This window comes from Halomonas flagellata (assembly GCF_022487945.1).
Taxonomy (GTDB): domain Bacteria; phylum Pseudomonadota; class Gammaproteobacteria; order Pseudomonadales; family Halomonadaceae; genus Halomonas; species Halomonas flagellata.
On the sequence record NZ_JAKVPY010000007.1, the window covers coordinates 17,304 to 39,012 of the forward strand.

The window sequence follows — 21,709 nt, forward strand, 5'->3', positions numbered from 1 at the left end:
CACAGTGAGGAGGGGGCGATCCGCCGGTGGCGGCGGATCGCCCTGCCGTTCATTCGACCAGTGACAGGACGTAGTCGCGCACCGCGGGGTGGTAGCTTTCGGCGATGTCGCGGATGGCGGGTTCGGCGGCGCTGCGGAAGGCGGCCACGTCCGGCTCGACGACGGTCATGCCGAGTTCCTGGAGCTCCTCATAGAGGTCGGCCTGACCGTTGGCGACCATCTCGTTACCCCAGGTGGTGGCCTCCTCGATGGCGCCGAGGATGATCTCGCGATCGTCGTCGGACAGGCCCTGGTAGAAGTCCTCGTTCATCAGCCAGTGGAAGAAGGAGTAGACGTGCTCGGTGCGATTGATGTGGCTCTGCACCTCGTAGATCTTGCCGGCATGGATCAGGTCGACCGGGTTTTCCTGCATCTCGATCACCCCGGTCTGCAGCGAGGTGTAGACCTCGGGCCAGGCGATGGGGCTGGGCAGGGCGCCGATCTCCTCCCAGATCTGGAGCCAGGGGGCGATCTCGGGAACGCGCATGCGTACGCCCTCGACGTCCTCCGGTGCCTCGACCGCGAAGTTGGAGGTCAGGTTGCGCGGGTTGCGCGCGGAAAGCCCGACCAGGCGCATGTTGCCATTGGTAACCAACTGCTCGTTGAGTAGCTCGCCGGTCTCCCCTTCGTAGACTTCCCTGGCCTCCCCGCTGGAGCCGTAGACGAACGGCAGATCGGCGGCGGAGAACTCCTCGGCATACAGCGTCATGGGCATCGAGCCCCCCAGGGCGATGTCGTATTCGCCGTAGCTGGCGCCTTCGAGGTGGTCGCGTTCGCCACCCACCTCGGTGCCCAGTAGGGTGATCGAGAACTCGCCGTTGGTCTGCTCCTCGATGCTTTCCTTGAGCCGCTCGCCGACCTTGAACATGGCGTGCGAGGGCTCGACGTGGATGGCGATGGCCAGCTCCGCGGCCGAGGCATTCGCCGCGGTGGCGAGGGAGGCGAGGCCGGCGAGGACGATGCCGCTTGCTGTTATTGTCTTCATCTTGAGTACCCCTGTGCGGTTCGAGCTTGGGTGGCGTGTCGTTGCTTCTTCATCCTGAAAACGGGCTTTGATAGGCCCGCAACGCGACGGAGAGGTCGGGTTCCTGTCTGGCATGGTCTTCCAGGGTCACACCGCTGGCGGTGGCCTCCCAGGCGGCGCGAAGGCTGCGGCAGCCGGCGGCCACCCCGTCGGGATGGCCCATGATGCCGCCCCCGCACGTGAAGATGAGGTCGGTCGACTTCAGCGCCGCGAAGGTAGGGGGCGCCTGGTGGACCGTCTGCGCCGAGGAGAACACCGGCAAGGCGCGGTCGTCCCGGCCCGGTGCCTCGAGCAACGGGGTGAGGCAGGCGCGGGCCGAGTCGATCACCGAGGCATCGGCCTCGACGAACTTGCTGCCCAGCCCGTTGACGTGCAGATGGTCGGCCCCCGCTAGGCGCAGCAGGGCCTGGTAGGCGCGATAGTCGATGCCGATCTGCGGATGGCGATAGAACAGCCCCCAGCCGTTGCGGTGGCCATGGATCGGCAGTTCCGCGTGACGACGCAGCGCCACCAGCGAGCTCATGCCGATCCAGTTGACGCTGGCCATGACGCAGGTGCCGCCATGGGCCCGGACCAAGTCGTGGCGCTGGCGCATCTCGTCGATATCACCGGTGATGTTGAAGGCATACATCGGCTTGCGTCCGGTGCGCTGGGCGTGCTCCTCGATGACCCGCATGACCGCCGGGACACGCTCGGCCAGCGGCGAGTAGGGGGGATCGGCGATCAGCTCGTCGTCCTTGATGAAGTCGATGCCTGCCTCGATCAGCTGGCGGACCAGGTCCGCCGTTTCCTCGGGCGACAGGCCCACGCTGGGCTTGATGATGGTGCCGATCAGCGGGCCGTGGTCGACCCCGGCGAGGCGCCGCGTGCCGGCGATGGAGAACTGCGGCCCCGGGAAGGCCTCGATGAAGTCGCGCGGCAGCTCGACGTCCGTCAGGCGGATGCCGGAGAGTTCGCGCAGCTCGGTGAGGTTGCCCAGCACCGTGGCGAGCAGATTGGGCAGGCTGGCGCCGATGTTCTCCTGCGGCCAGGACAGGGTGACATTGGCCCGATGATAGGCATCGCCAGTCAGCGAACCGGGCAGGGATGGCGTGTCCACGGTGGCGAGGAGGGCCACCGACTCGACCCGCGCAGCGTGGCGTTCACGCAATGCATCGGTCTCACCGGCGAGCTTGAGGAAGGTGCCGGAGGACTGCTCGCCGGCCATGGCCGCGGCGGCGCGCTCGGGGTCGAGCGGCGTTTCGATGCGATAGCTGGCGCGGATCCTGGGCAGGCCAGGTCGGGCCTGGGGTGATGCCATTGGTGTGCTCCTGCCGGGTGAAGCCGGTCTGTTGTTGTGGTTAGAAAGCTAGCACGGGTTATTTGGTAGCGCTACCATAAGGTTCATTCTAGGATAGACTGAAAGGAACGCAACCCGGCTGGAGAGGACGAGGGCATGGCGATCGACAAGGCGGGCGTTCGGGAACGTCGCCGTCATCGCGGCGACAACCGCGTGACCATCGAGGACGTGGCCAAACAGGCGGGGGTCGCCCCGATCACGGTGTCGCGCGCCTTGAACACCCCGGAGAAGGTCTCGGCCCGCCTGCGCGAACGCATCGACCAGGCGGTGGAGACGCTGGGCTATGTGCCGAACCTGATCGCCGGCGGGCTGGCCTCGGCGGGCACCCGGGTGATTCCGGTGGTGGTACCGTCGCTGTCGATCCTGACCTTCATCGAGGTGATCCACGGCATCCAGCAGACCCTGGAGGCCGCCGGCTACCAGGTGCTGCTGGGCTCGTCCGATTTCGACCTGGACCGCGAGGCGGCGTTGCTCGACTCGGTGCTGGGCTACTCGCCCTCCGGGGTGATCCTGACCGGGCTTCGACATCACGAGAGCACCGTGCGTCGCCTGAAGGCCTGGGGGCGCCCGGTGGTCGAGATCATGGAACTGGGCGATGCCAGCATCGATATGAACGTGGGTGTGGATAACGCCGAGGTAGGGGCCTGCATGGCGCTGCACCTGTTGGAGCGGGGCTATCGGCGCATCGCCTTCCTGGGGACCGGCATGGTGCGCGACTATCGGGCCCGGGAGCGTTACGAAGGACATCGCGAGGCGCTGGCAGCGGCCGGCGTGGAGAGCGAGCTGTTGTTCCAGCAAGACGAGCCCTCCTCGTATGAAGTGGGCCGGCAGCTGTTCCTCGAGGCGCTGGAGGCGCGTCCCGATCTCGAGGCGATGCACTTCGCCAACGACAACCTGGCCGCCGGGGCGATCCTGGAAGCCAATCGGCGCGGGATGCGGGTACCGGAGGATATCGCCATCGGCGGCTATCTGGGCCTGTCGCTGGGGGAGCACCTGACCCCTCGCCTGACCACCGTGACGGTGCCACGCTTCGAGATGGGCGTCGAAGCGGCCAAGCTGTTGCTGGCCCGCCTGAAGGGCCGGTCGCCCGCCTTGCCGCGGGTCGACATCGGCTATGAACTGACCGTGCGCGAGAGCACCTGAACCCTGGCCGGAAGGAGACAACCAATGACGCGACTGCTGGCGGCCTTCTATGGCGACGATTTCACCGGTTCGACGGAAAACCTGGCACAGTTCAGCCGCCATGGATTGCGGGGCCGGCTGTTCTTCTCCAGTGCCGGGCGCGAGGCGATTCTCGACATGGCGCCGGAGCTGGACGTGGTGGGGCTGGCGGGAACGGCCCGGGGCCTGGCCCCGGAGGCGATGACCCGAGAGGTCGAGCCGGCCCTGGCGCTGATCGAAGCGCTGGATCCCCGGATCAAGCAGTTCAAGGTGTGTTCGACCTTCGATTCGTCGCCGACGGTGGGCAGCATTGGCCATGTCATGGAACTGGCCAGGCGGCGCTGGCCAGGCTGCGCCCTGCCGGTGCTGCCCGCCACCCCGGCCTTCGGGCGTTACACGGCGTTCTCCCACCAATTCACGCGCTACCGGGGCGAGATCTGCCGGCTCGACCAGAACCCGGCCATGGCTCACCACCCCTCGACGCCGATGACCGAGGCAGATCTGCGCCGCCACCTGGCCGCGCAGACGACGATCGCGCCGGCGGCAGTGACGCTGCTCGACTATCGTGCGCCGGACGGTGGCTGGCAGGCGTTGTGGTCGGCCGCCGAGGCGGAGCGCTTCGCGGTCCTCGACGCCACCGACCAGGCCGAACTGCAGCATGCCGCCGAGTTGATCCTGCGCCTGGCCGACCGGCGCCCCACGCTGGCGGTGGCCGCCCAGGGGCTGGCCGATGCCGTGGGGCGCGTGGTGACCCGCGATACGGCGGAGCGGCAGCCGTTGCCGACCACCTACCCCGGCGTGGCCCGGCTGCTGGTGCTGTCCGGTAGTTGTTCGCCGCAGACCCGCGGCCAGTTGACGCACTTCGAGTCCTGGGGCGGGGCGATCCTGTCGCTGCCGCCCGAGGAGGCCCTACGCGATGCCCCGGGCCTGGCCAGGCGGTTGGCCGGCCAGGTGGCGGCGCTGTTCGGCGAGGGCCGTGATGTCGCCGTGGCGACCACGCGCGGTGAGGCGGATGTGGTCGCCGACCTCTCCACCGAGCGCCTGGCGACGGCCGTGGGCGAGGTCTTCGCTCGCCTGACCCGCGAGGTGCGGGATGCCGGCGACCTACACCGGCTGGTCTTCGCCGGTGGCGATACCTCGAGCCATGCCATGCGACAAGTCGGCGCCGAGGCACTGGAGCTGGTGGCCTTCGACGAGGCCCAGGGCGGCCACCTGTGCCGCCTGGTCGCCCCCGGTTCGCCGATCGACGGGCTGGAGGTGGTGCTCAAGGGCGGTCAGATCGGCGGCAAGGATTTCTTTACGCGGGTGAAACGCGGCACACAGGGGCACTGAATAGCTCTCGCTTGCGAGACGCCACTTCCCGTGAATGACACGAGAGGCTGACCTGACGCCCTTGTGGTGGCTGACGATATTGTGCACCAGCCGGTCACGCTGGGTGTTTTCCTTGCCTCCGTCGGGTTGCGGTGTCGCTTGGTTTCTCGAGACGCGGGTCTGGATTTCTGCGCTACCTGCTGATAGCTTCGAGCCCTCCACGAAAGTCGAGAATCCCGGCCCACGCATCTCCAGGGTACCACGATGCGTGCGAGGCCCGTGTGTCGGCTTTTGCCAGGTAATGGCAGCATAGGCGCCTCCTATCGCCCCCATGTCGCCATTCAATTTAGCCAATCGGCCGACAAGGGGTACCATGGCCCCGTATCCAGATTCACCACCCACCCATCAAGGAGTTATCCACGGATGTCCCTGATCAACACCGAAGTCAAGCCGTTCAAAGCCACCGCCTTCCACAATGGCGAGTTCATCGACGTCACCGAAGAGAGCCTGAAGGGCAAGTGGAACGTCTTCTTCTTCTATCCGGCCGACTTCACCTTCGTCTGCCCCACCGAGCTGGGTGACCTGGCAGACAACTACGAGGAGTTCAAGAAGCTGGGCGTCGAGATCTACGGCGTCTCCACCGACACCCACTTCACCCACAAGGCGTGGCACGACAGCTCCGAGACCATCAACAAGATCCAGTACCCGATGCTGGCCGACCCGACCCTGGCCATCTCGCGCAACTTCGAGGTGCTGATCGAGGACGCCGGCCTGGCCGAGCGTGGCACCTTCGTGATCGATCCGGAAGGCAAGATCCAGATCGTCGAGATCAACGCCGGCAACATCGGCCGCAACGCTGAGGAGCTGCTGCGCAAGATCAAGGCCGCCCAGTACGTGGCTGCCAATCCGAACGAAGTCTGCCCCGCCAAGTGGCAGGAAGGCGAAGCCACGCTGGCTCCTTCCCTGGACCTGGTCGGCAAGATCTAAGCGATCGACGCCCGCCGCGAGGCCGTCCCCCGGCCTCGCCCGTCCTTACCCGGGTGGATCCCGCCCGGGTACCCCTTTCGAGTCCCGATGCCGTTTGCGCGACACCCCCGCGGTCGTCGTCATGGGCGGGTCGTGACGCCTGACACCCGAACATGAAGGAACCCGCTGTCATGTTGGACGACAATCTGAAAAGCCAGCTCAAAGGCTATCTGGAAAAGGTCACTCAGCCGTTCGAGATCGTCGCCTCCCTCGATGACGGCGCCAAGTCACAGGAACTGCATGGTCTGCTCACCGACATCGCCGGCCTGTGCGACAAGATCACCCTGCGTACCGACGGCGAGGACGCCCGCAAGCCCTCCTTCGCCCTCAATCGCCCGGGGGAAGATACCGGCCTAGTCTTCGCCGGCCTCCCCATGGGCCACGAGTTCACCTCCCTGGTGCTGGCGCTGCTGCAGGTCGGCGGTCATCCGCCCAAGGCGAGCCGAGAGGTGATCGACCAGATCAAGGGCCTCGAGGGCGAGCTGCGCTTCGAGACCTACTTCTCGCTCTCCTGCCAGAACTGCCCGGACGTGGTGCAGGCGCTGAACCTGATGGCGATCCTCAACCCCAACGTCCACCACGTCGCCATCGACGGCGCCTTGTTCCAGGACGAGGTGGAGGAGCGCCAGGTGATGTCGGTGCCGAGCCTCTACCTCAACGGCGAGCCCTTCGACCAGGGGCGCATGAGTCTCGAGCAGATCCTGGCCAAGGTCGATACCGGTGCCGCCGAGCGCGAGGCGGCCAGGCTCAGCGACAAGGACACCTTCGACGTGCTGGTGGTGGGCGGTGGCCCCGCCGGCGCCGCGTCGGCCATCTACGCCGCCCGCAAGGGCATCCGCACGGGTGTCGCCGCCGAGCGCTTCGGCGGCCAGGTGCTCGACACCCTGGCGATCGAGAACTTCATCTCCGTGCAGGAGACCGAAGGGCCCAAGCTGGCCGCGGCCCTGGAGGAGCACGTCAAGCAGTACGACGTCGACATCATGAACCTGCAGCGGGCCGTCGAGCTGGTCTCGGCCGCCCGGCCCGGCGGCGAGCATGAGGTGCGGTTCGCCTCCGGCGCCAGCCTCAAGAGCAGGACGCTGATCCTGGCCACCGGTGCCCGCTGGCGGCAGATGGGCGTGCCCGGCGAGGAGGAGTACCGCAACCGCGGCGTGGCCTACTGCCCGCACTGCGACGGTCCGCTGTTCAAGGGCAAGCGCGTGGCGGTGATCGGTGGCGGCAACTCCGGCGTCGAGGCGGCCATCGACCTGGCCGGCCTGGTCGCCGAGGTCACCCTGATCGAGTTCATGGACGAGCTGCGTGCCGATGCGGTGCTGCAGAAGAAGTTGGCCAGCCTGCCCAACGTCACCGTGATCAAGGGGGCGAAGACCACCGAGGTCAAGGGCGACGGCACCCGGGTCAACGGCCTGACCTTTGAAGAGCGGGCTACGGGCGAGGCGAGGACGATCGACCTGGAGGGCGTCTTCGTGCAGATCGGCCTGGTGCCCAACACCGAGTGGCTCGAGGGCTCCCCGGTGGAGCTCTCCGGGCGCGGCGAGATCATCACCGACGAGCGCGGCATGACCTCGATACCGGGCGTCTTCGCCGCCGGCGACGTCACCACCGTGCCCTACAAGCAGATCGTCATCGCCATGGGTGAGGGCTCCAGGGCCGCGCTGGGCGCCTTCGACCATCTCATTCGAAGCTGACGCGTCCCGATCCGCTGCCCCGGGGCAGCCAGGCCCCCCGCCGGCCACGCCGGCGGGGGCGCTTGCGTTCCTGGACCGGGCCGAGTCATCAAGAGATGAAATTTACAGTCCAGTTTTCAGTATCGGGGCCAATCTAGGTATAGTTAGGACAAGTCCAGCCGTTTCAGGAGACCACCATGGAGCCGCCATCGGGACCCCCTTCATTCTCTCCCGGCCGGCGCGTGACGGCGCATCCGGCGGGGCAGTCGGCACTGGCCTTCGAACGGGCGCCGGTGGGCCTGGCCGTGGTCGATGGGCGTGGCCTGCTCCAGGCCGCCAACCCGCGGTTCTGCGCCCTGGCCGGCCTGCCGCTGCGGGCTGCCCGCGGGCGGCCGGTGGCCGAGCTGCTGCCGGTGGCCGAGGCACTGGCGGCCGACGAGGCCGATGACGTGGTGCCGACTTGGCATTCGCTCGGGCGCGACGCCCCCGCGGGCGTCTCCCGGGAGCTGCTGGTCGCCGTGCAGCCGGTCGACGAAGGGAATTCGAGATTGCTGACCCTGGTGGCGCTGGACGAGGTCATGGCCGCGGTGCCCGGCCAACATGCCCTCACCGGCCTGGCCAGCGCCTGGCTCTTCCGGGATCGCCTGATCCACGCCATGGAGCGGGCCGACCGCCTCGACCAGGGGCTCGCCCTGCTGTGGATCGAGCTCGATGACCACCAGGCGCTGCCCGGGCGCGTCGGGCCGGCGGTCGCCCGGGAACTGGAGCGCCAGGTGGCCCGTCGCCTCGAGCGGACCTTCCGCAGCGAGGACAGCGTGGCGTTGCTGGGCAGGGCGCTCTGGGGGGTACTGATCGAGCATCCGGTCTCTGTGCTGGGTCTCCAGACCACCGCTCAGCGCTTCCTCGAGGCGATGGATGCCCCCTTCGATGCCGCCGGCCGGCCGCTGCTGCTGACCACCTCCATCGGCATCGCCCGCTACCCCGAGGACGGCGAGAGTGAGGAGGAACTGATGAAGCGGGCCCAGGAGGCGCTATCCCGGGCCGGCAAGGCGGGGCACGGTCGCCACGACTTCGTCGATGCCCGTCTGCGGCGCCGCCTCGAGGAGCAGGAGGCCGTCCGTCGCCAGCTTCAGGAGGCCTTGCTGTCACCGAGCAAGCACTTCCATATCGTCTACCAGCCCCAGGTCGATTCCGTCGATGGAACCTGCCGGGGACTCGAGGCGCTGGTACGCTGGCAGCACCCTCGCTGCGGCCTGCTGGATCCGCGAGACTTCCTGCCCGAGGTCGCCGAGATGGGCCAACTGATCCGGTTGGATCGCTGGGTGCTGGAGCGGGTCATCCTCCAGCATCGGCAGTGGCAGGAGGAGGGCTCGGCGCTGGCGACCCTCGGGATGTCGGTGAACCTCGATGCGGCGATGCTGGAGCAGTCGGTCTTCGACAGCCGCCCCCTGGATCACTTCCTGCGCCAGCAGGCGGAGGATCTCGCCTGGCTCTCGCTGGAGATCGAGGGCGCCGGCCTGGCGGCCAGGGGCAAGGCACATGCCCACCTGCTCAAGCGGCTCGAGCAGTTGGGCGTCGCCCTGGTGGCCGACGAGCTGGGTTGCGACCCCCTCGACCTGCTCCAGCTCTCGGCGCTGCCGGTCACCCGGGCCAAGGTCAGTCGGCGGCTGGTCAGCGGGGTCGGCCGCGGCCCCAATGCCGATCGTACCCTGGCGGCGCTGGCGCCGTGCCTGGCGGCACTGGGGCTGCGGACCGTGGTGGTGGGGGTGGAGACCCACGCTCAGCTGGAAGCGGTTCGCGGGCTGGGCTTCGAGCTGGTGCAGGGCAATCTGTTCTCGCCGCCGCTGGGTGTCGCCGAACTGGCGGCCTGGCACGCAACGTCACAGCAGTGACGGGGCGTGCCGCCGGCCGAGGATGAGTGGTCGGAGGAGCGGGGCGGTCAGGCCGAGGCGTTGAGGCGCCCGGGCTGGCGGCCGGTGCGACCGCGGGGGTCGTAGAGGGTCTTTTCCGACACTTCATGGATGAAGTCGAGCATGCGCTGGTTGTGCGCCAGGCGCATGCCCAGCAGCTGGCCGGCCAGGCGATTGAGGCGGTCGGCCCGCTCGGTCGCGCCCAGGGTGGCCTCCCAGCCCGCCAGGCAATCGGCATCCCGGGCGGCTGCCCGGGCGCCCTCGTGGCCGTCGCGGTAGCCCAGGCGCCGCTGCACCTGGCGGCGCAGCTGCTCCATGCCCTCGAGCTCGACCAGCAGGGCCTGTTTCTCCGTGGCGATCCTCTCGAGCCGGCTGCCGTCGATCTGCCCGGCGGTCAGCGCCTCGAGCTCCTCCTCGAGCAGGGTGACGAGGGCCGCGAGGCGCCCCTGCTGGTCGTTCAGCAGCCGCGCCAGGCTCATGCCTCGTCTTTCCCCAGCATCTCGCGCACATTGGCGATCAGGCCGTCGGCGATCCGGTCGGCGCGGATCTCGAGGCGCCCCTCGCGGATCGCCTCGCGAATCTCCTCGACCCGCGCGGTGTCGATGTCCTGGCTGCCGTCGGCCGCATGCCGGTTCAGGTGGGTCGCTGCCGCCGGACCGGCATCCTGGCCGCTCGCCTGGCTTGCGCTCCTGACCTTCTGGGGCTCGTCGCGCGGCTGGGGCTGGCCGGGGCGGATCAGCGGGTTCTGGTTGTCGATCTTCAAGATGGTTGCCTCGTGACCGGTGCCTTTGTCCAGAAAGTGAGTCCAGAGAGTGAGTCCAGGACGTGAGTGTCTGGGTGCCTGACCGGACTATCGGCCGTCTCGACGGAAACTTTAGGCCTGCCGCGCCGTGGCTGGCAGCCTAGCCAGGGGGGACTCAGAAGTCCACGGCGAGCCGGGCGTCACCGACGACCGTGGCGGTGATCAGGTCGCGGTTGGCGAAGCGCACCCTCACTCGCTCGCCTTCGCCCCCGGGCTCCAGGGCCTCGCCTTCGCGGGTCACGCGAAAACTCGCTCCCTGCGCTTCGACCGTCACCTGCTGGCCGCGTTCGACCAGTGGCCGGGTCTGGAACTGGTGGGCCTGCAGCGGCGAGCCGCTGGCCAGCCGGCGCTGGGCGACCTGGCCGAGGACTTCCGCCTCGTCGAGTACCGCCTGGCGCGGCAGTCGGCTCAGGTCGCCGCGGCGGGTCTCCAGCAGCTCGTCGGTGATCGTGGTGCCCGGCGCGATGTCGCGTGCCGCGACCGGATAGTCGCCGATCACGCCCACTTCCGCCTGCAGGTAGCGCACCTGGCGGCCTTCCTCGCCGCAGCGCACGCCCACCGACACCCGGCCGAGCACCGGCCGGGAGGCATGGGTCAGGAATGGCTGCGGCGCCTCGCAGGGCGGCAGGTGGGCGGACGGCGGATGCACCTCGATGACCACTTCCTCGCCATGCCCCTGCGCCTGCTCATAGAGGAAGGCATGCACTCCGGTCATCAGGGCATCGTCCGCCAGGGTCGGCTGATGGACGAACAGCCACGCCAGCGCCAGGCAGGCGCCGAGGAGCCGGCGTGGGCGGTGGGAAGAGGCATCGGGCATGGCGCGCTCGCGAGGGTCGGATGGGACGCTAGGAGCATTCTAGCGGGGCGGACGAAAGCGAAAGAGTCGAAATGGACGCGGAAAGCGGGACTGTTCGTTCCTTTGGGATGACGCCGGGCTGGCTATTCTCCATCGTCAACGAATTCCGTATTCAGGGGAGCGCCGTCGTGATCGATCAGCTCGAAGCCGCCTTCAACTTCCATCAGCAGGCCCTGGGGCTGCGCCAGCAGCGCCACAAGGTGCTGGCCAGCAACATTGCCAACGCCGACACGCCGGGCTACAAGGCGCGAGGCATGGACTTCGCCAGCGAGCTGAAGAAGGCCGTGGAGCATGGGCGCAGCGGCGGCAAGGGGCTGGCGCTCTCCCGCACCGCCGAGGGGCACATCGCCGGCCAGGGGGTCGCCCCGGCCAGCGGCGGCCTGCTCTACCGCGTGCCCGACCAGCCCAGCCTCGACGGCAACACCGTGGACATGGATCGCGAGCGCACCCAGTTCGCCGACAATGCTGTGCGCTACCAGGCCGGCCTGACCATCCTCAACAGCCGCATCCAGGGCCTCAAGACGGCCATGCAGCCCGAATAAGGAGCCTCACCCATGTCGATGTTTTCCGTGTTCGATATCGCCGGCTCGGCGATGAGCGCCCAGTCGCAGCGCATGAACGTCACCGCCAGCAACCTGGCCAACGCCGACAGCGTGGCCGGGCCGGACGGCGAGGCCTACCGCGCCAAGCAGGTGATGTTCGAGAGCCGTGCCGCCGCCCAGGGGATCGGTGGCGTCGGGGTACGCGAGGTGGTCGAGGATCCCTCGCCGATGCGCATGGAGTACCGCCCCGAGCACCCGCTCGCCGATGACGAGGGCTACGTGGCCATGCCCAATGTCGAGCCGGTGCACGAGATGGTCAACATGATCTCCGCCTCGCGTTCCTACCAGGCCAACGTCGAGGTCATGAACACCAGCAAGCAGATGATGCTGAAGACCCTGACCCTGGGCGAGGGCTGACCGCCATGACCACCACCATCGATTCCAGTGTCATCGGCCGCATGAATGCCGGCGCCTCCGGCAGCGTGGATGCCAGCCAGTCGGCCGAGCTGCGCGACAACTTCATGACCCTGCTGATCACCCAGCTGCAGAACCAGGACCCGCTGAATCCCATGGAGAACAGCGAGATGACCTCCCAGCTGGCCCAGGTCAACACCGTCAGCGGGATCGAGGAGCTCAACGAGACCCTGAGCGGCATCACCAGCCAGATCGATGCCGGCCAGACCCTCCAGGCCACGGGGCTGATCGGCCAGGGCGTGTTGGTGCCGGGCGACCGGGTCCTGCTCGAGACCGATGCCGAAGGGCAGGTGCATACCACGCCCTTCGGCATCGAGCTCGAGGAATCCGCCGACAACGTCCAGGTAACCATCACCAATGCCGATGGTCAGGTGATCAACCGCTACGACATCGGCCCGGCCAAGGCCGGGGTGGAGTCGTTCAGCTGGGACGGCAAGACCAGCGAGGGCGAATCCGCCGTGCCGGGCGCCTACCGGGTCGGCATCGAGGCCACCCGGGGTGACGACAGCCTGGACGTCGAGACCCTCAACTTTGCCGTGGTCAATGGGGTGACGCCGTCCGATGACGACGGCGGCGTGCGCCTCGACCTGGGCGCCGTCTATGGCCAGGTCGCCCTCGACCAGGTCAGGCAGATCCTGTGATTCGCATCCGCCATCGCAACTGCACCACCACCAAGTCAAGCCAGTAGGCAGAGGAACCAGACATGGGCTTTTCACAAGCACTCAGCGGCTTGAATGCCGCGGCGTCGAAACTGGGCGTGTTGGGCAACAACATCGCCAACTCGCAGACCGTTGGCTTCAAGGCCTCCAATTCGCAATTCGCCGATGTCTTCGCCAGCTCCAGGGTTGGTCTAGGCACGCGTGTTTCGGCCACGTTGCAGAACTTCAACGCAGGCAATATCGAGGCCACCAACCGCGAGCTCGATCTGGCGATCAGCGGCCAGGGATTCTATCGCTTCGAGCAGGGCGGCGAGATCGTCTATTCGCGCAACGGCCAGCTCAGCATGACGCCGGATGGCTTCCTCGAGAGCGCCACCGGCGCGCGCATCATGGGCTACGGCCTGAACGCCGCCGGCGAGGTGCAGACCGGCGGCCAGCCCCGGGTGTTGAATGTCTCGGCTGATGAGATGCCGGCGAGTGCCACCACCGACGTGGCGACGGCCCTCAACCTCGATTCCCGCGAGGTAGTGGGGGACGAACTCAGCCAAGTGGAGGTCAATGAGCTAGGTGGTGGTACCCAGACGCTGGACTACCACTATTCCAATAACTTCACCACCTTCGATTCGCTGGGCAATCCGCGCAATATCGCCGTCTATTACGAAAAGACCGGCTCCAATACCTGGGATGCCAAGGTGGTGATGGATGGCGCTTATGACGAAACCCAGGCCAATGACTTTACCGTCGCGTTCAACCAGAACGGTACCTTGGATGCAATAACCGATAGCGGGGGCGCTGCCGTGCCAGGCAATATCCCGCAAATCCTGTTCAACTCCGCCTCCATGGGGGGGGATCCTGAAGACCTGGAGTTCGACCTCGATCTGGCCGGCTCCACCCAGTTCGGCAATGAGTCCACCACCAGTTCCCTGACCCAGAACGGCTACACCTCCGGGGCGTTGGTGGGTATCACCATCCAGGGCGACGGCACCATCATGCGCAACTACGCCAACGAGCAGTCGCGCCCGGCCGGCCAGATCGCCCTGGCCTCCTTCCGCAACCCCGAAGGGCTGAAACCGGCGGGCGACAACGCCTGGACCGCGTCCGCCGCTTCCGGGCAGGAGCTGGTCGGCGCGCCGGGTAGCGGACTGCTGGGTTTGATCGAGTCGAATGCCATCGAGACCTCCAACGTCGACATGGCCAGGGAACTGGTCGACATGATCGTTACCCAACGCGCCTACCAGGCCAATTCCCAGACCATCAAGACCGAGGACGAGGTCCTGCAGACCGCCATCAACCTGCGCTGAGGCGTCTGACCGGGAGCCTGAACCATGGATCGTATTCTCTACACCGCCATGAGCGGCGCCAAGCAGAGCATGGACCAGCAGTCGGTGGTCAGCCACAACCTGGCCAACGTCGACACCGCCGGCTTCCGTGCCCAGCTGCACGCCATGCGCGCGGTGCCGGTGCAGGGCGAGGCGGCGCTGGCCACCCGGACTTCGGTGGTGGCCTCGACCCCGGGGAGCGACTTCACCCCCGGGCCGATGACCACCACCGGTCGCGAGCTCGACGTGGCGCTCGAGGGCAACGGCTGGATCGCCGTGCAGGCGCCGGATGGCGGCGAGGCCTACACCCGCCGTGGCGACCTGCAGGTGGACGGCGATGGCCTGCTGATGATCGCCGGACGCCCGGTGATCGGCGAGGGCGGACCGATCATCGTGCCGCTGGGCTCGAGCGTCTCGGTGGGCGCTGACGGCACCCTCAGCGCCATCGGGCCTGGCGAGGATCCTGACGCCCTGGTGGATGTCGGTCGCCTGAAGCTGGTCACTCCCGACGAGTCGCTGCTGCGCGGCGACGACGGCCTGTTCCGCCCGGCGCCCAACGACGAGGGCGAGGTGGCGGCGCTTCCCGCCGACGAGAATGCCAGGGTCGCCAGTGGCGCCCTGGAGGGCAGCAACGTCAGCGCCATCGAGGCCATGGTGTCGATGATCGACGTGGCCCGCCGCTACGAGATGCAGATGAAGGTCATCGGCACCGCCGACGAGAACGCCCAGCGCGCCAACCACCTGTTGTCGATCCAGGGCTGATGCGCCCCCGGCACGAGGAAATCCCGACATGATCAAGTCACTCTGGACGGCCAAGACCGGCCTGGAATCCCAGCAGGTCAAGCTGGACGTCATCTCCAACAACCTGGCCAACGTCAGCACCAACGGCTTCAAGCGCTCGCGGGCGGTGTTCGAGGACCTGCTCTACCAGAACCTGCGCCAGCCCGGTGCCCAGAACGACGTGCAGAACCGCCTGCCGTCCGGCATGCAGGTCGGCACCGGCGTGCGCCCGGTGGCCACCGAGCGGCTGCATACCCAGGGCGGGCTCGAGCACACCGGCAACTCCCGCGACCTGGCGATCAACGGCAACGGCTTCTTCCAGGTGCTGATGCCCGACGGCTCCACCGCCTACACCCGCGACGGCAGCTTCCAGCTCGACGAGAACGGCCAGATGGTCACCGCCAACGGCTACCCGCTGGAGCCGGCGATCATCATTCCCGACAACGCCCTCTCGGTGTCGGTCGGCGAGGATGGCATCGTCTCGGTGACCCAGCCGGGCACCACCCAGTCGCTGGAGGTGGGGCAGATCTCCATCTCCACCTTCGTCAACCCGACCGGTCTCGAGAGCGTCGGCGGCAACCTCTACCGGGAGACCACCTCCTCGGGCCCGCGCAACGAGACCATGCCGGGCATGAACGGCGCGGGGCGATTGTTCCATGAGTACGCGGAGACCTCCAACGTCAATGTGGTGGAGGAGATGGTCAGCATGATCCAGACCCAGCGGGCCTACGAGATCAACAGCAAGGCGGTGCAGACCAGCGACGAGATGCTGGCACGCCTGGCGCAGCTGTAAGGCCGCCCGGCCGGGAGAGAGTGCGATGAGACGGTGGATTCCCCTGCGTCCGGCGACGCTGCTGCTGGCGCTGGCCATGTTGATGCTGGGCGGCTGCGCCCAGATTCCGCGGGCCTCGGTGGTCGGCGAGCAGGAGCAGATCGCCATCCCCGAGCGCCCGGCATCGCTGGCCAACGGCTCGATCTATCAGGCCCATCGTGGCTACCAGCCACTGTTCGAGGATCGTCGCCCGCGCATGGCCGGTGAAATCCTGACCATCGTGCTCGACGAGCAGGTCAGTGCCAGCAAGAACTCGCAGTCGAACATGAACCGCAACGGCTCGGCCAGTCTCTCCTTCGCCGAGCTGCCCGACGCCATGGAGCGGCTCGCCGAGTTCGGCTTCGACCTCGACGGGGCCAGCGACTTCATCGGCGGCGGTGGTTCCGAGGCCAACAACAGCTTCACCGGCACCATCACCGTCTCGGTGCTCGAGGTGATGCACAACGGCAACCTGCGGGTGCGCGGCGAGAAGCAGATCGCCATCAACCAGGGGGCGGAATTCATCCGCTTCTCCGGGGTGGTTGACCCGCGCACCATTACCGGCCAGAACACCGTGCTCTCCACCTTGGTGGCCGATGCGCGCATCGAGTATGTGGGCGACGGCTACATCAACGAGGCGCAGCACCTGGGCTGGCTGCAACGCTTCTTCCTCAATGTCTCGCCTTTCTGACCGGGGTCAGCATGAGCACGAGTAGAGCCATCAAGACCGCTTCCTCCCTGCGCCTCGTTACGCGGCTGCTCATCCTGCTGCTGGCCGCCCTGCTGGCGCTGCCGGCCCAGGCCGAGCGGATCCGCGAGCTGGCCAACTTCGCCGGCGTGCGCGACAACGTCCTGGTGGGCTACGGCCTGGTGGTGGGGCTCGACGGCACCGGCGACCAGACCATGCAGGCGCCCTTCACCGGCCAGAGCCTGATCAACATGCTCTCCCAGCTCGGCATCACCGTGCCGCCGGGCACCAACATGCAGCTGCGCAACGTGGCGGCGGTGATGGTCACCGCCGACCTGCCGCCCTTCTCGCGGCCCGGCCAGCGGCTCGACGTCAACGTCTCCTCGGTGGGCAACGCCCGCAGCCTGCGCGGCGGCACCCTGCTGATGACCCCGCTGAAGGGCGCCGACAGCGACACCTACGCCATCGCCCAGGGCAACCTGGTGGTGGCCGGTGCGGGGGCCGAGGCTGGCGGCAGCAGCGTGCAGATCAACCAGCAGGCCGGTGGGCGCATCGCCGGCGGTGCCATGGTCGAGCGCGAGGTGCCGGTGGACCTGGGGGCCAACGGCGGCCTGCTCGAGCTGGAGCTCAAGGAGGCCGACTTCGGCACCGCCCAGCGCGTGGTGAGCGCCATCAACAGCGAATTCGGCCGTCCGGTGGCGGCGGCACGCAACGGCCGGGTGATCGCCCTGGACGGGCCGGCCAACGACAATTCGCGGGTCAACTTCATGGCCCGGGTGGAGAACATCCGGGTCACGCCCACCGAGGCGCCGGCCAGGGTGGTGTTCAACTCGCGCACCGGCTCGGTGGTGATGAACAGCGCCGTCACCCTGCATCGCGCCGCGGTGGCCCATGGCAACCTCTCCATCGTCATCGACACCCGCTTCGGCGTCAGCCAGCCGGCGCCCTTCAGCGAGGGCGCGACGGTGGTGATTCCCGACAGCGACATCGAGATCCAGCAGCAGGACGCCTACCTGCGGGTGGTGGAGGGCGCCGACCTGGTCGATGTGGTCAACGCCTTGAATGCGCTCGGCGCCACGCCCGACGACCTGATGGCGATCCTCGAGGCGCTCAAGGCCGCCGGCTCCCTGCGTGCCGACCTGGAGGTCCTGTGATGGGCATGGAGGACGTCGGCAGCCGGTTCGCCCTCGACATGCAGGGCCTGCAGCGGCTCAAGCACAGCGCCCGCCAGGACCCGTCGGCGGGCGTGCGGGGCGCCGCCCAGCAGTTCGAGGCGCTGTTCATCCAGATGATGCTCAAGAGCATGCGCGACGCCGTGCCCACCACCGGGCTGATCGACAGCAAGCAGACCGCATTCTACCAGTCGCTGCTCGACCAGCAGTGGTCCCAGACCATGGCGAGCCGGGGCATCGGCCTGGCCGATAGCCTGGTGGCCCAGCTCGAGGGCAGCGGCATGGTGCCGGCGCGGCAACAGCAGGGCAGCGCCGTCGCCGACTTGATCGCCGGCATCCCCCGTGGTGCGCCGCGACCACTGCAGGACGCCCTGCGCCCCGAGGCGGCCGACGACGAGCCCGAGCCGGTCGAGGCGGCCGATAAGGCCCGGGTGGCCGAGGCGATCGCCAGGCCGGAGAGCTTCCTGGACGAGCTCGAGACGGCCTCCGCCGGCTTTATGGAGCGGCTGGCCGCGGTGCCGTCCGGCGAGCGGGCCGTCGCGGCCGACCGCGACGCCGTCACGGCCACAGGCCAGGCGACCCGTGCCGGCGGCAGCGACGGCACGCCACCCGGCTACGTCCAGGCCTTCCTCGACCGGCTCTCTGGCCCGGCCCGGGCGGCCAGTCGCACCACCGGCGTGCCGGCCGAGCTGATCCTCGCCCAGGCGGCGCTGGAGACCGGCTGGGGGCGCCACGAGATCGCCACCCGCGACGGCCGCAACAGCCACAACCTGTTCGGCATCAAGGCCGGCAGCGGCTGGCGCGGGTCCACCACCGAGGTCACCACCCACGAGTACCTGGATGGCCGGCGCACGAAGGTCACCGACAGCTTCCGCGTCTACGACTCCTTCGAGGCGGCCTTCACCGACCATGCCCGGCTGATCGGCGACAACCCGCGCTACGCCCGGGTGACCACCGCGCCCGATGCCGAGCAGGCGGCCCGGGAACTGCAGGCCGGTGGCTATGCCACCGATCCGGCCTACGCCGACAAGCTGATCGCGGTGATGGACACCCTGGGGGCGGTGGAGCCCCGCGGCGGCGAGTCGCTGGTCTTCTTCAGCTATTGAGCCCGGTCGAGAGGCGCGGCGGTGGCCTCAAGTTCCTCCCGGCATGGCCGATAACGGAAGCATCGGCCTAAGGACACGACAGCATGAGCATCTTTTCCATCGGGCTCAGCGGCCTCAACGCCGCCCAGAACGCCCTGAACACCACCAGCAACAACATCAGCAACGTCTATACGCCGGGCTACAACCGGGAACTGGTGCTCCTGGGGGAGAGCCGTGCCGACGGTGGGGTGCGGGTCAACGACATCCAGCGCCAGTTCAACCGTTACGTGGCCGACCAGCTGAATGCGGCCACCAGCAGCTCCAGTGCGCTGGCCGCCTACCAGGGCCAGGTCAGCCAGATCGACAGCCTGCTGGCCGACCGCGAGGCCGGGCTGGCGCCGCTGATGCAGAACTTCTTCTCGGCGCTGGAGGACCTGGCCGGCGCCCCCTCCGACCCGGCGGCCCGTCAGGGCGTGCTCGGCACCGCCGACACCCTGACCGCCCAGTTCCGGGCCTTCGACGGCTACCTGCAGGACTTGCAGGAAGGCCTCAACGGCCGGATCGCCGACGAGGTCACCCAGATCAACAACACCACCGAGCAGCTCGCCACCCTCAACCGCGAGATCGCCCTGGCGCGTGCCCGTCAGGGCGAGGCGCCCAACGGTCTGCTCAACCAGCGTGACCAGCTGGTCCATGAGCTCAGCGAGCGCATGGACGTGCGGCTCAATATCCAGGACGGCAAGACCTACAACATCAGCCTGCCCAACGGCCAGCCGCTGGTGTCCGGCACCGACCACTACCGCCTCGAGGCGATGGACGCCCCCGGCGATCCGCAGCGCACCGTGCTCGGCTATCGCGACTCGGGCGGCAACCTGGTCGCCCTGCCGGAGAGCACCGTCAAGGGCGGCACCCTGGGCGGGCTGATGGACTTCCGTGCCGAGACCCTGGACAAGACCCAGAGCCAGATCGGCCAGCTGGCGGTGTCGCTGGCGGTGGGGGTCAACGAGCAGCATGCCAGGGGCATGGACCTCAACGGCGAGCAGGGCGGCGACGTCTTCTCCATCGGTACGCCGCGCGCCTACTCCCATGATCGCAATGGCGGCACGGCGGAGATCGGCGCCACCCGCTTCGATACGGGGAATATCGATCGGCTGCGGGCCACCGACTATACGGTGCGTGTGGTCAATGCGCCGGCAGCGGCTCCCGGCGATTTCCAGGTGATCCGCCAGGACAATGGCCAGGCCCTGGATGCCGACGAGGTGAGTTTCGATCCGGCCGAGGGTGAGCTGAGCTTCGGTGGTGTGGTGCTGACCTTCGACGATGCGGCCAACCTGCTGGTCAACGACCGCTTCGAGATCCAGCCGACTCGCCGCGCCGCGGCCGACATGCAGAGCAATATCCGCGACCTGGACAGGATCGCCGCGGCCCAGCCGGCCAATCCCGACGATGATCCGGCGGACTGGGTCTTCACCGGCACCGGCGACAACCGCAATGCCCTGGCGCTTCAGGGCCTCCAGGACGAACTGCTGGTGAGTGGCCGGGCCTCGCTGAGCCAGGCCTATGCCGGCATGGTCAGCGACGTCGGCAATCGGACCAATATCGTGCAGGTCAACCTCGAGGCGCGCCAGGGCCTGACCGACCAGCTCGAGGCCGTTCAGCAGTCCGAGTCCGGGGTCAACCTCGACGAGGAGGCCGCCAACCTGCTGCGTTACCAGCAGTTCTATTCCGCCAATGCCCGGGTGATCGACACCGCCTCCACGGTGTTCGACACCATCCTCGGCCTGCGCAACTGATCCTGAGGGAGTCACACGATGCGTATCAGCACCGTCACCATGTTCGACCAGAGCGTGACCTCCATGAACCGCCAGCAGGGCGACTTCCTCAAGGTGGGCCAGCAGATCGCCAGCGGCCGCCGGGTGGTCAATCCCTCCGACGACCCCCAGGCCGCTTCCCGGGCGGTGGGGGTCTCCCAGGCCCAGGCCGTCACCCAGCAGTACGCCGACGCCCGGGTCAGCGCGCGCAATGCCCTCTCCCAGTCCGAGAGCGTGCTCAACAGCGTCAGCGATGCCATCGCCGGCGGCAAGACGCTGCTGGTCCAGGCCGCCAGCGACACCCTGAGCGACGCCGATCGCCAGTCGGTGGCCTCGGAGCTGCGCGGCATCTACGAGACCCTGATCGGCCAGGCCAATGCCACTGACGGCAACGGCCGCTACCTGTTCGGGGGTTACAAGGACGACAGCCCGCCCTTCATCCGCGATGGCGACGGCAACGTCGAATACATCGGCGACCAGAACACCCGCGCCCAGCGCATCGATGCCTCGCGGCTGATGCCGGTGGCCGACAACGGCGCGAGGATCTTCCAGGGCGTGGCCATCGGAGCGAGGTATATCGCCGAGGCCGGCGACAACGCGGGCAATGTTACCTTCAAGGGGGGGCCCCAGGTCACCGATCCCGCGGATCCCGGCTTCGGTGACACCTATACCCTGGTCTTCGACGAGGACGGCGGCGGCAACCCGATCTTCGAGGTGACGGCCTCCGATGGCAGCGTGGTGGCCGGCGGTGCCTATGTCGACGGCCAGCCGATCGCCTTCGGCGGGCTGAGCATTACCCTGGAAGGCGATCCGGCGGTCGGCGACGAGTTTCGCCTCGGCCAGGCCGAGGCGATGAATACCGACCTGTTCGAGTCCTTCGAGAAGGCCCTGGCGGTGCTGGAGAACCCCGCCGCCACCCCGGCCGAGAAGGCCGAGCTGCGCAATACCCTCAACACCGTGATGCGCGAGCTCGACAACGGCCTCGACAACGTGCTCACCGTGCGCGCCTCGGTGGGGGCACGGCTCAACGAACTCGACGTGGTGGATGCCGTGGGCGGCAACCGCATGATGAACTTCGAGCAGACGCTGTCGGACCTGGTCGACCTGGACTACGCCGAGGCGATCTCCGAGTACAGCCTGCGCCAGGTGGGCCTGCAGGCGGCCCAGAAGGCCTTCGTCGATATCAAGGGGCTGTCGCTCTTCGACTTTCTGCGCTGACCGCGCATTGCTCTC

At 68.0% G+C, this 21,709-nt stretch carries 21 protein-coding genes; 16 read left to right on the top strand and 5 right to left on the bottom strand.

The window, feature by feature from the left end:
• Nucleotides 1-49: 49 nt before the first annotated feature.
• Nucleotides 50-1,024, bottom strand: a complete 975-nt coding sequence (locus tag MKP05_RS07265; RefSeq protein WP_240567700.1) for a TRAP transporter substrate-binding protein — start codon at nt 1,022-1,024, stop codon at nt 50-52.
• Between the two features lie 49 nt (nt 1,025-1,073).
• Entirely contained in the window at nt 1,074-2,363 is a 1,290-nt protein-coding gene (locus MKP05_RS07270) for a ribulose-bisphosphate carboxylase large subunit family protein (RefSeq protein ID WP_240567701.1), read from the bottom strand.
• Nucleotides 2,364-2,498: 135 nt separating this feature from the next.
• On the opposite strand from MKP05_RS07270, the gene MKP05_RS07275 reads away from it, so the two are divergent.
• The 5 genes from MKP05_RS07275 (at nt 2,499) to MKP05_RS07295 (ending at nt 9,459) form a co-directional block, all read left to right on the top strand.
• Complete coding sequence (locus MKP05_RS07275; RefSeq protein WP_240567702.1) at nt 2,499-3,545, top strand: LacI family DNA-binding transcriptional regulator; 1,047 nt, start codon at nt 2,499-2,501, stop codon at nt 3,543-3,545.
• 24 nt (nt 3,546-3,569) lie between these two features.
• On the top strand, nt 3,570-4,895 hold the full coding sequence (locus MKP05_RS07280) for a four-carbon acid sugar kinase family protein (RefSeq protein ID WP_240567703.1): 1,326 nt from the start codon (nt 3,570-3,572) through the stop codon (nt 4,893-4,895).
• A gap of 402 nt (nt 4,896-5,297) precedes the next feature.
• Entirely contained in the window at nt 5,298-5,861 is a 564-nt protein-coding gene (gene ahpC / locus MKP05_RS07285; RefSeq protein ID WP_240567704.1) for an alkyl hydroperoxide reductase subunit C, read from the top strand.
• Nucleotides 5,862-6,031: 170 nt separating this feature from the next.
• Nucleotides 6,032-7,588: an alkyl hydroperoxide reductase subunit F gene (gene ahpF / locus MKP05_RS07290; RefSeq protein ID WP_240567705.1), complete on the top strand. Its 1,557-nt coding sequence runs from the start codon at nt 6,032-6,034 to the stop codon at nt 7,586-7,588.
• 176 nt (nt 7,589-7,764) lie between these two features.
• Nucleotides 7,765-9,459, top strand: coding sequence for an EAL domain-containing protein (locus MKP05_RS07295; protein ID WP_240567706.1), 1,695 nt, complete (start codon nt 7,765-7,767; stop codon nt 9,457-9,459).
• A gap of 47 nt (nt 9,460-9,506) precedes the next feature.
• Here the strand turns inward: MKP05_RS07295 and MKP05_RS07300 are convergent, their stop codons facing one another.
• The 3 genes from MKP05_RS07300 to flgA form a co-directional block, all read right to left on the bottom strand.
• Nucleotides 9,507-9,956: a flagella synthesis protein FlgN gene (locus MKP05_RS07300; RefSeq protein ID WP_240567707.1), complete on the bottom strand. Its 450-nt coding sequence runs from the start codon at nt 9,954-9,956 to the stop codon at nt 9,507-9,509.
• Nucleotides 9,953-10,240: a flagellar biosynthesis anti-sigma factor FlgM gene (flgM, locus tag MKP05_RS07305; RefSeq protein WP_110284303.1), complete on the bottom strand. Its 288-nt coding sequence runs from the start codon at nt 10,238-10,240 to the stop codon at nt 9,953-9,955. Before flgM ends, MKP05_RS07300 begins: the two co-directional genes overlap by 4 nt.
• A 154-nt stretch (nt 10,241-10,394) precedes the next feature.
• The gene (flgA, locus tag MKP05_RS07310) at nt 10,395-11,096 is read right to left on the bottom strand and encodes a flagellar basal body P-ring formation chaperone FlgA (protein WP_240567708.1); all 702 of its coding nucleotides are present in this window, start codon (nt 11,094-11,096) and stop codon (nt 10,395-10,397) included.
• Nucleotides 11,097-11,263: 167 nt separating this feature from the next.
• On the opposite strand from flgA, the gene flgB reads away from it, so the two are divergent.
• From flgB to flgL, 11 genes are all read left to right on the top strand, one after another.
• Nucleotides 11,264-11,677, top strand: a complete 414-nt coding sequence (flgB, locus tag MKP05_RS07315) for a flagellar basal body rod protein FlgB (protein ID WP_240567709.1) — start codon at nt 11,264-11,266, stop codon at nt 11,675-11,677.
• A 12-nt stretch (nt 11,678-11,689) separates the two neighbouring features.
• Nucleotides 11,690-12,094, top strand: coding sequence for a flagellar basal body rod protein FlgC (gene flgC, locus MKP05_RS07320; RefSeq protein WP_110284300.1), 405 nt, complete (start codon nt 11,690-11,692; stop codon nt 12,092-12,094).
• A gap of 5 nt (nt 12,095-12,099) precedes the next feature.
• A complete protein-coding gene (gene flgD, locus MKP05_RS07325; protein WP_240567710.1) occupies nt 12,100-12,792 on the top strand; it encodes a flagellar hook assembly protein FlgD in 693 nt (230 codons plus the stop codon).
• Nucleotides 12,793-12,854: 62 nt separating this feature from the next.
• Nucleotides 12,855-14,111, top strand: a complete 1,257-nt coding sequence (gene flgE / locus MKP05_RS07330) for a flagellar hook protein FlgE (RefSeq protein ID WP_240567711.1) — start codon at nt 12,855-12,857, stop codon at nt 14,109-14,111.
• Nucleotides 14,112-14,135: 24 nt separating this feature from the next.
• Complete coding sequence (locus MKP05_RS07335) at nt 14,136-14,891, top strand: flagellar basal body rod protein FlgF (RefSeq protein WP_240567712.1); 756 nt, start codon at nt 14,136-14,138, stop codon at nt 14,889-14,891.
• Between the two features lie 28 nt (nt 14,892-14,919).
• A complete protein-coding gene (gene flgG / locus MKP05_RS07340; protein ID WP_240567713.1) occupies nt 14,920-15,702 on the top strand; it encodes a flagellar basal-body rod protein FlgG in 783 nt (260 codons plus the stop codon).
• A gap of 25 nt (nt 15,703-15,727) precedes the next feature.
• Nucleotides 15,728-16,411 (top strand): flagellar basal body L-ring protein FlgH, encoded by a 684-nt coding sequence (locus tag MKP05_RS07345; protein WP_240567714.1) that lies wholly within the window; start codon nt 15,728-15,730, stop codon nt 16,409-16,411.
• Between the two features lie 11 nt (nt 16,412-16,422).
• Nucleotides 16,423-17,562: a flagellar basal body P-ring protein FlgI gene (locus MKP05_RS07350; protein ID WP_240567715.1), complete on the top strand. Its 1,140-nt coding sequence runs from the start codon at nt 16,423-16,425 to the stop codon at nt 17,560-17,562.
• A complete protein-coding gene (flgJ, locus tag MKP05_RS07355) occupies nt 17,562-18,686 on the top strand; it encodes a flagellar assembly peptidoglycan hydrolase FlgJ (protein ID WP_240567716.1) in 1,125 nt (374 codons plus the stop codon). Before MKP05_RS07350 ends, flgJ begins: the two co-directional genes overlap by 1 nt.
• 83 nt (nt 18,687-18,769) lie before the next feature.
• Nucleotides 18,770-20,458, top strand: a complete 1,689-nt coding sequence (gene flgK, locus MKP05_RS07360; RefSeq protein ID WP_240567717.1) for a flagellar hook-associated protein FlgK — start codon at nt 18,770-18,772, stop codon at nt 20,456-20,458.
• Nucleotides 20,459-20,476: 18 nt separating this feature from the next.
• Entirely contained in the window at nt 20,477-21,694 is a 1,218-nt protein-coding gene (flgL, locus tag MKP05_RS07365) for a flagellar hook-associated protein FlgL (protein WP_240567718.1), read from the top strand.
• The last annotated feature ends 15 nt before the right edge of the window (nt 21,695-21,709 follow it).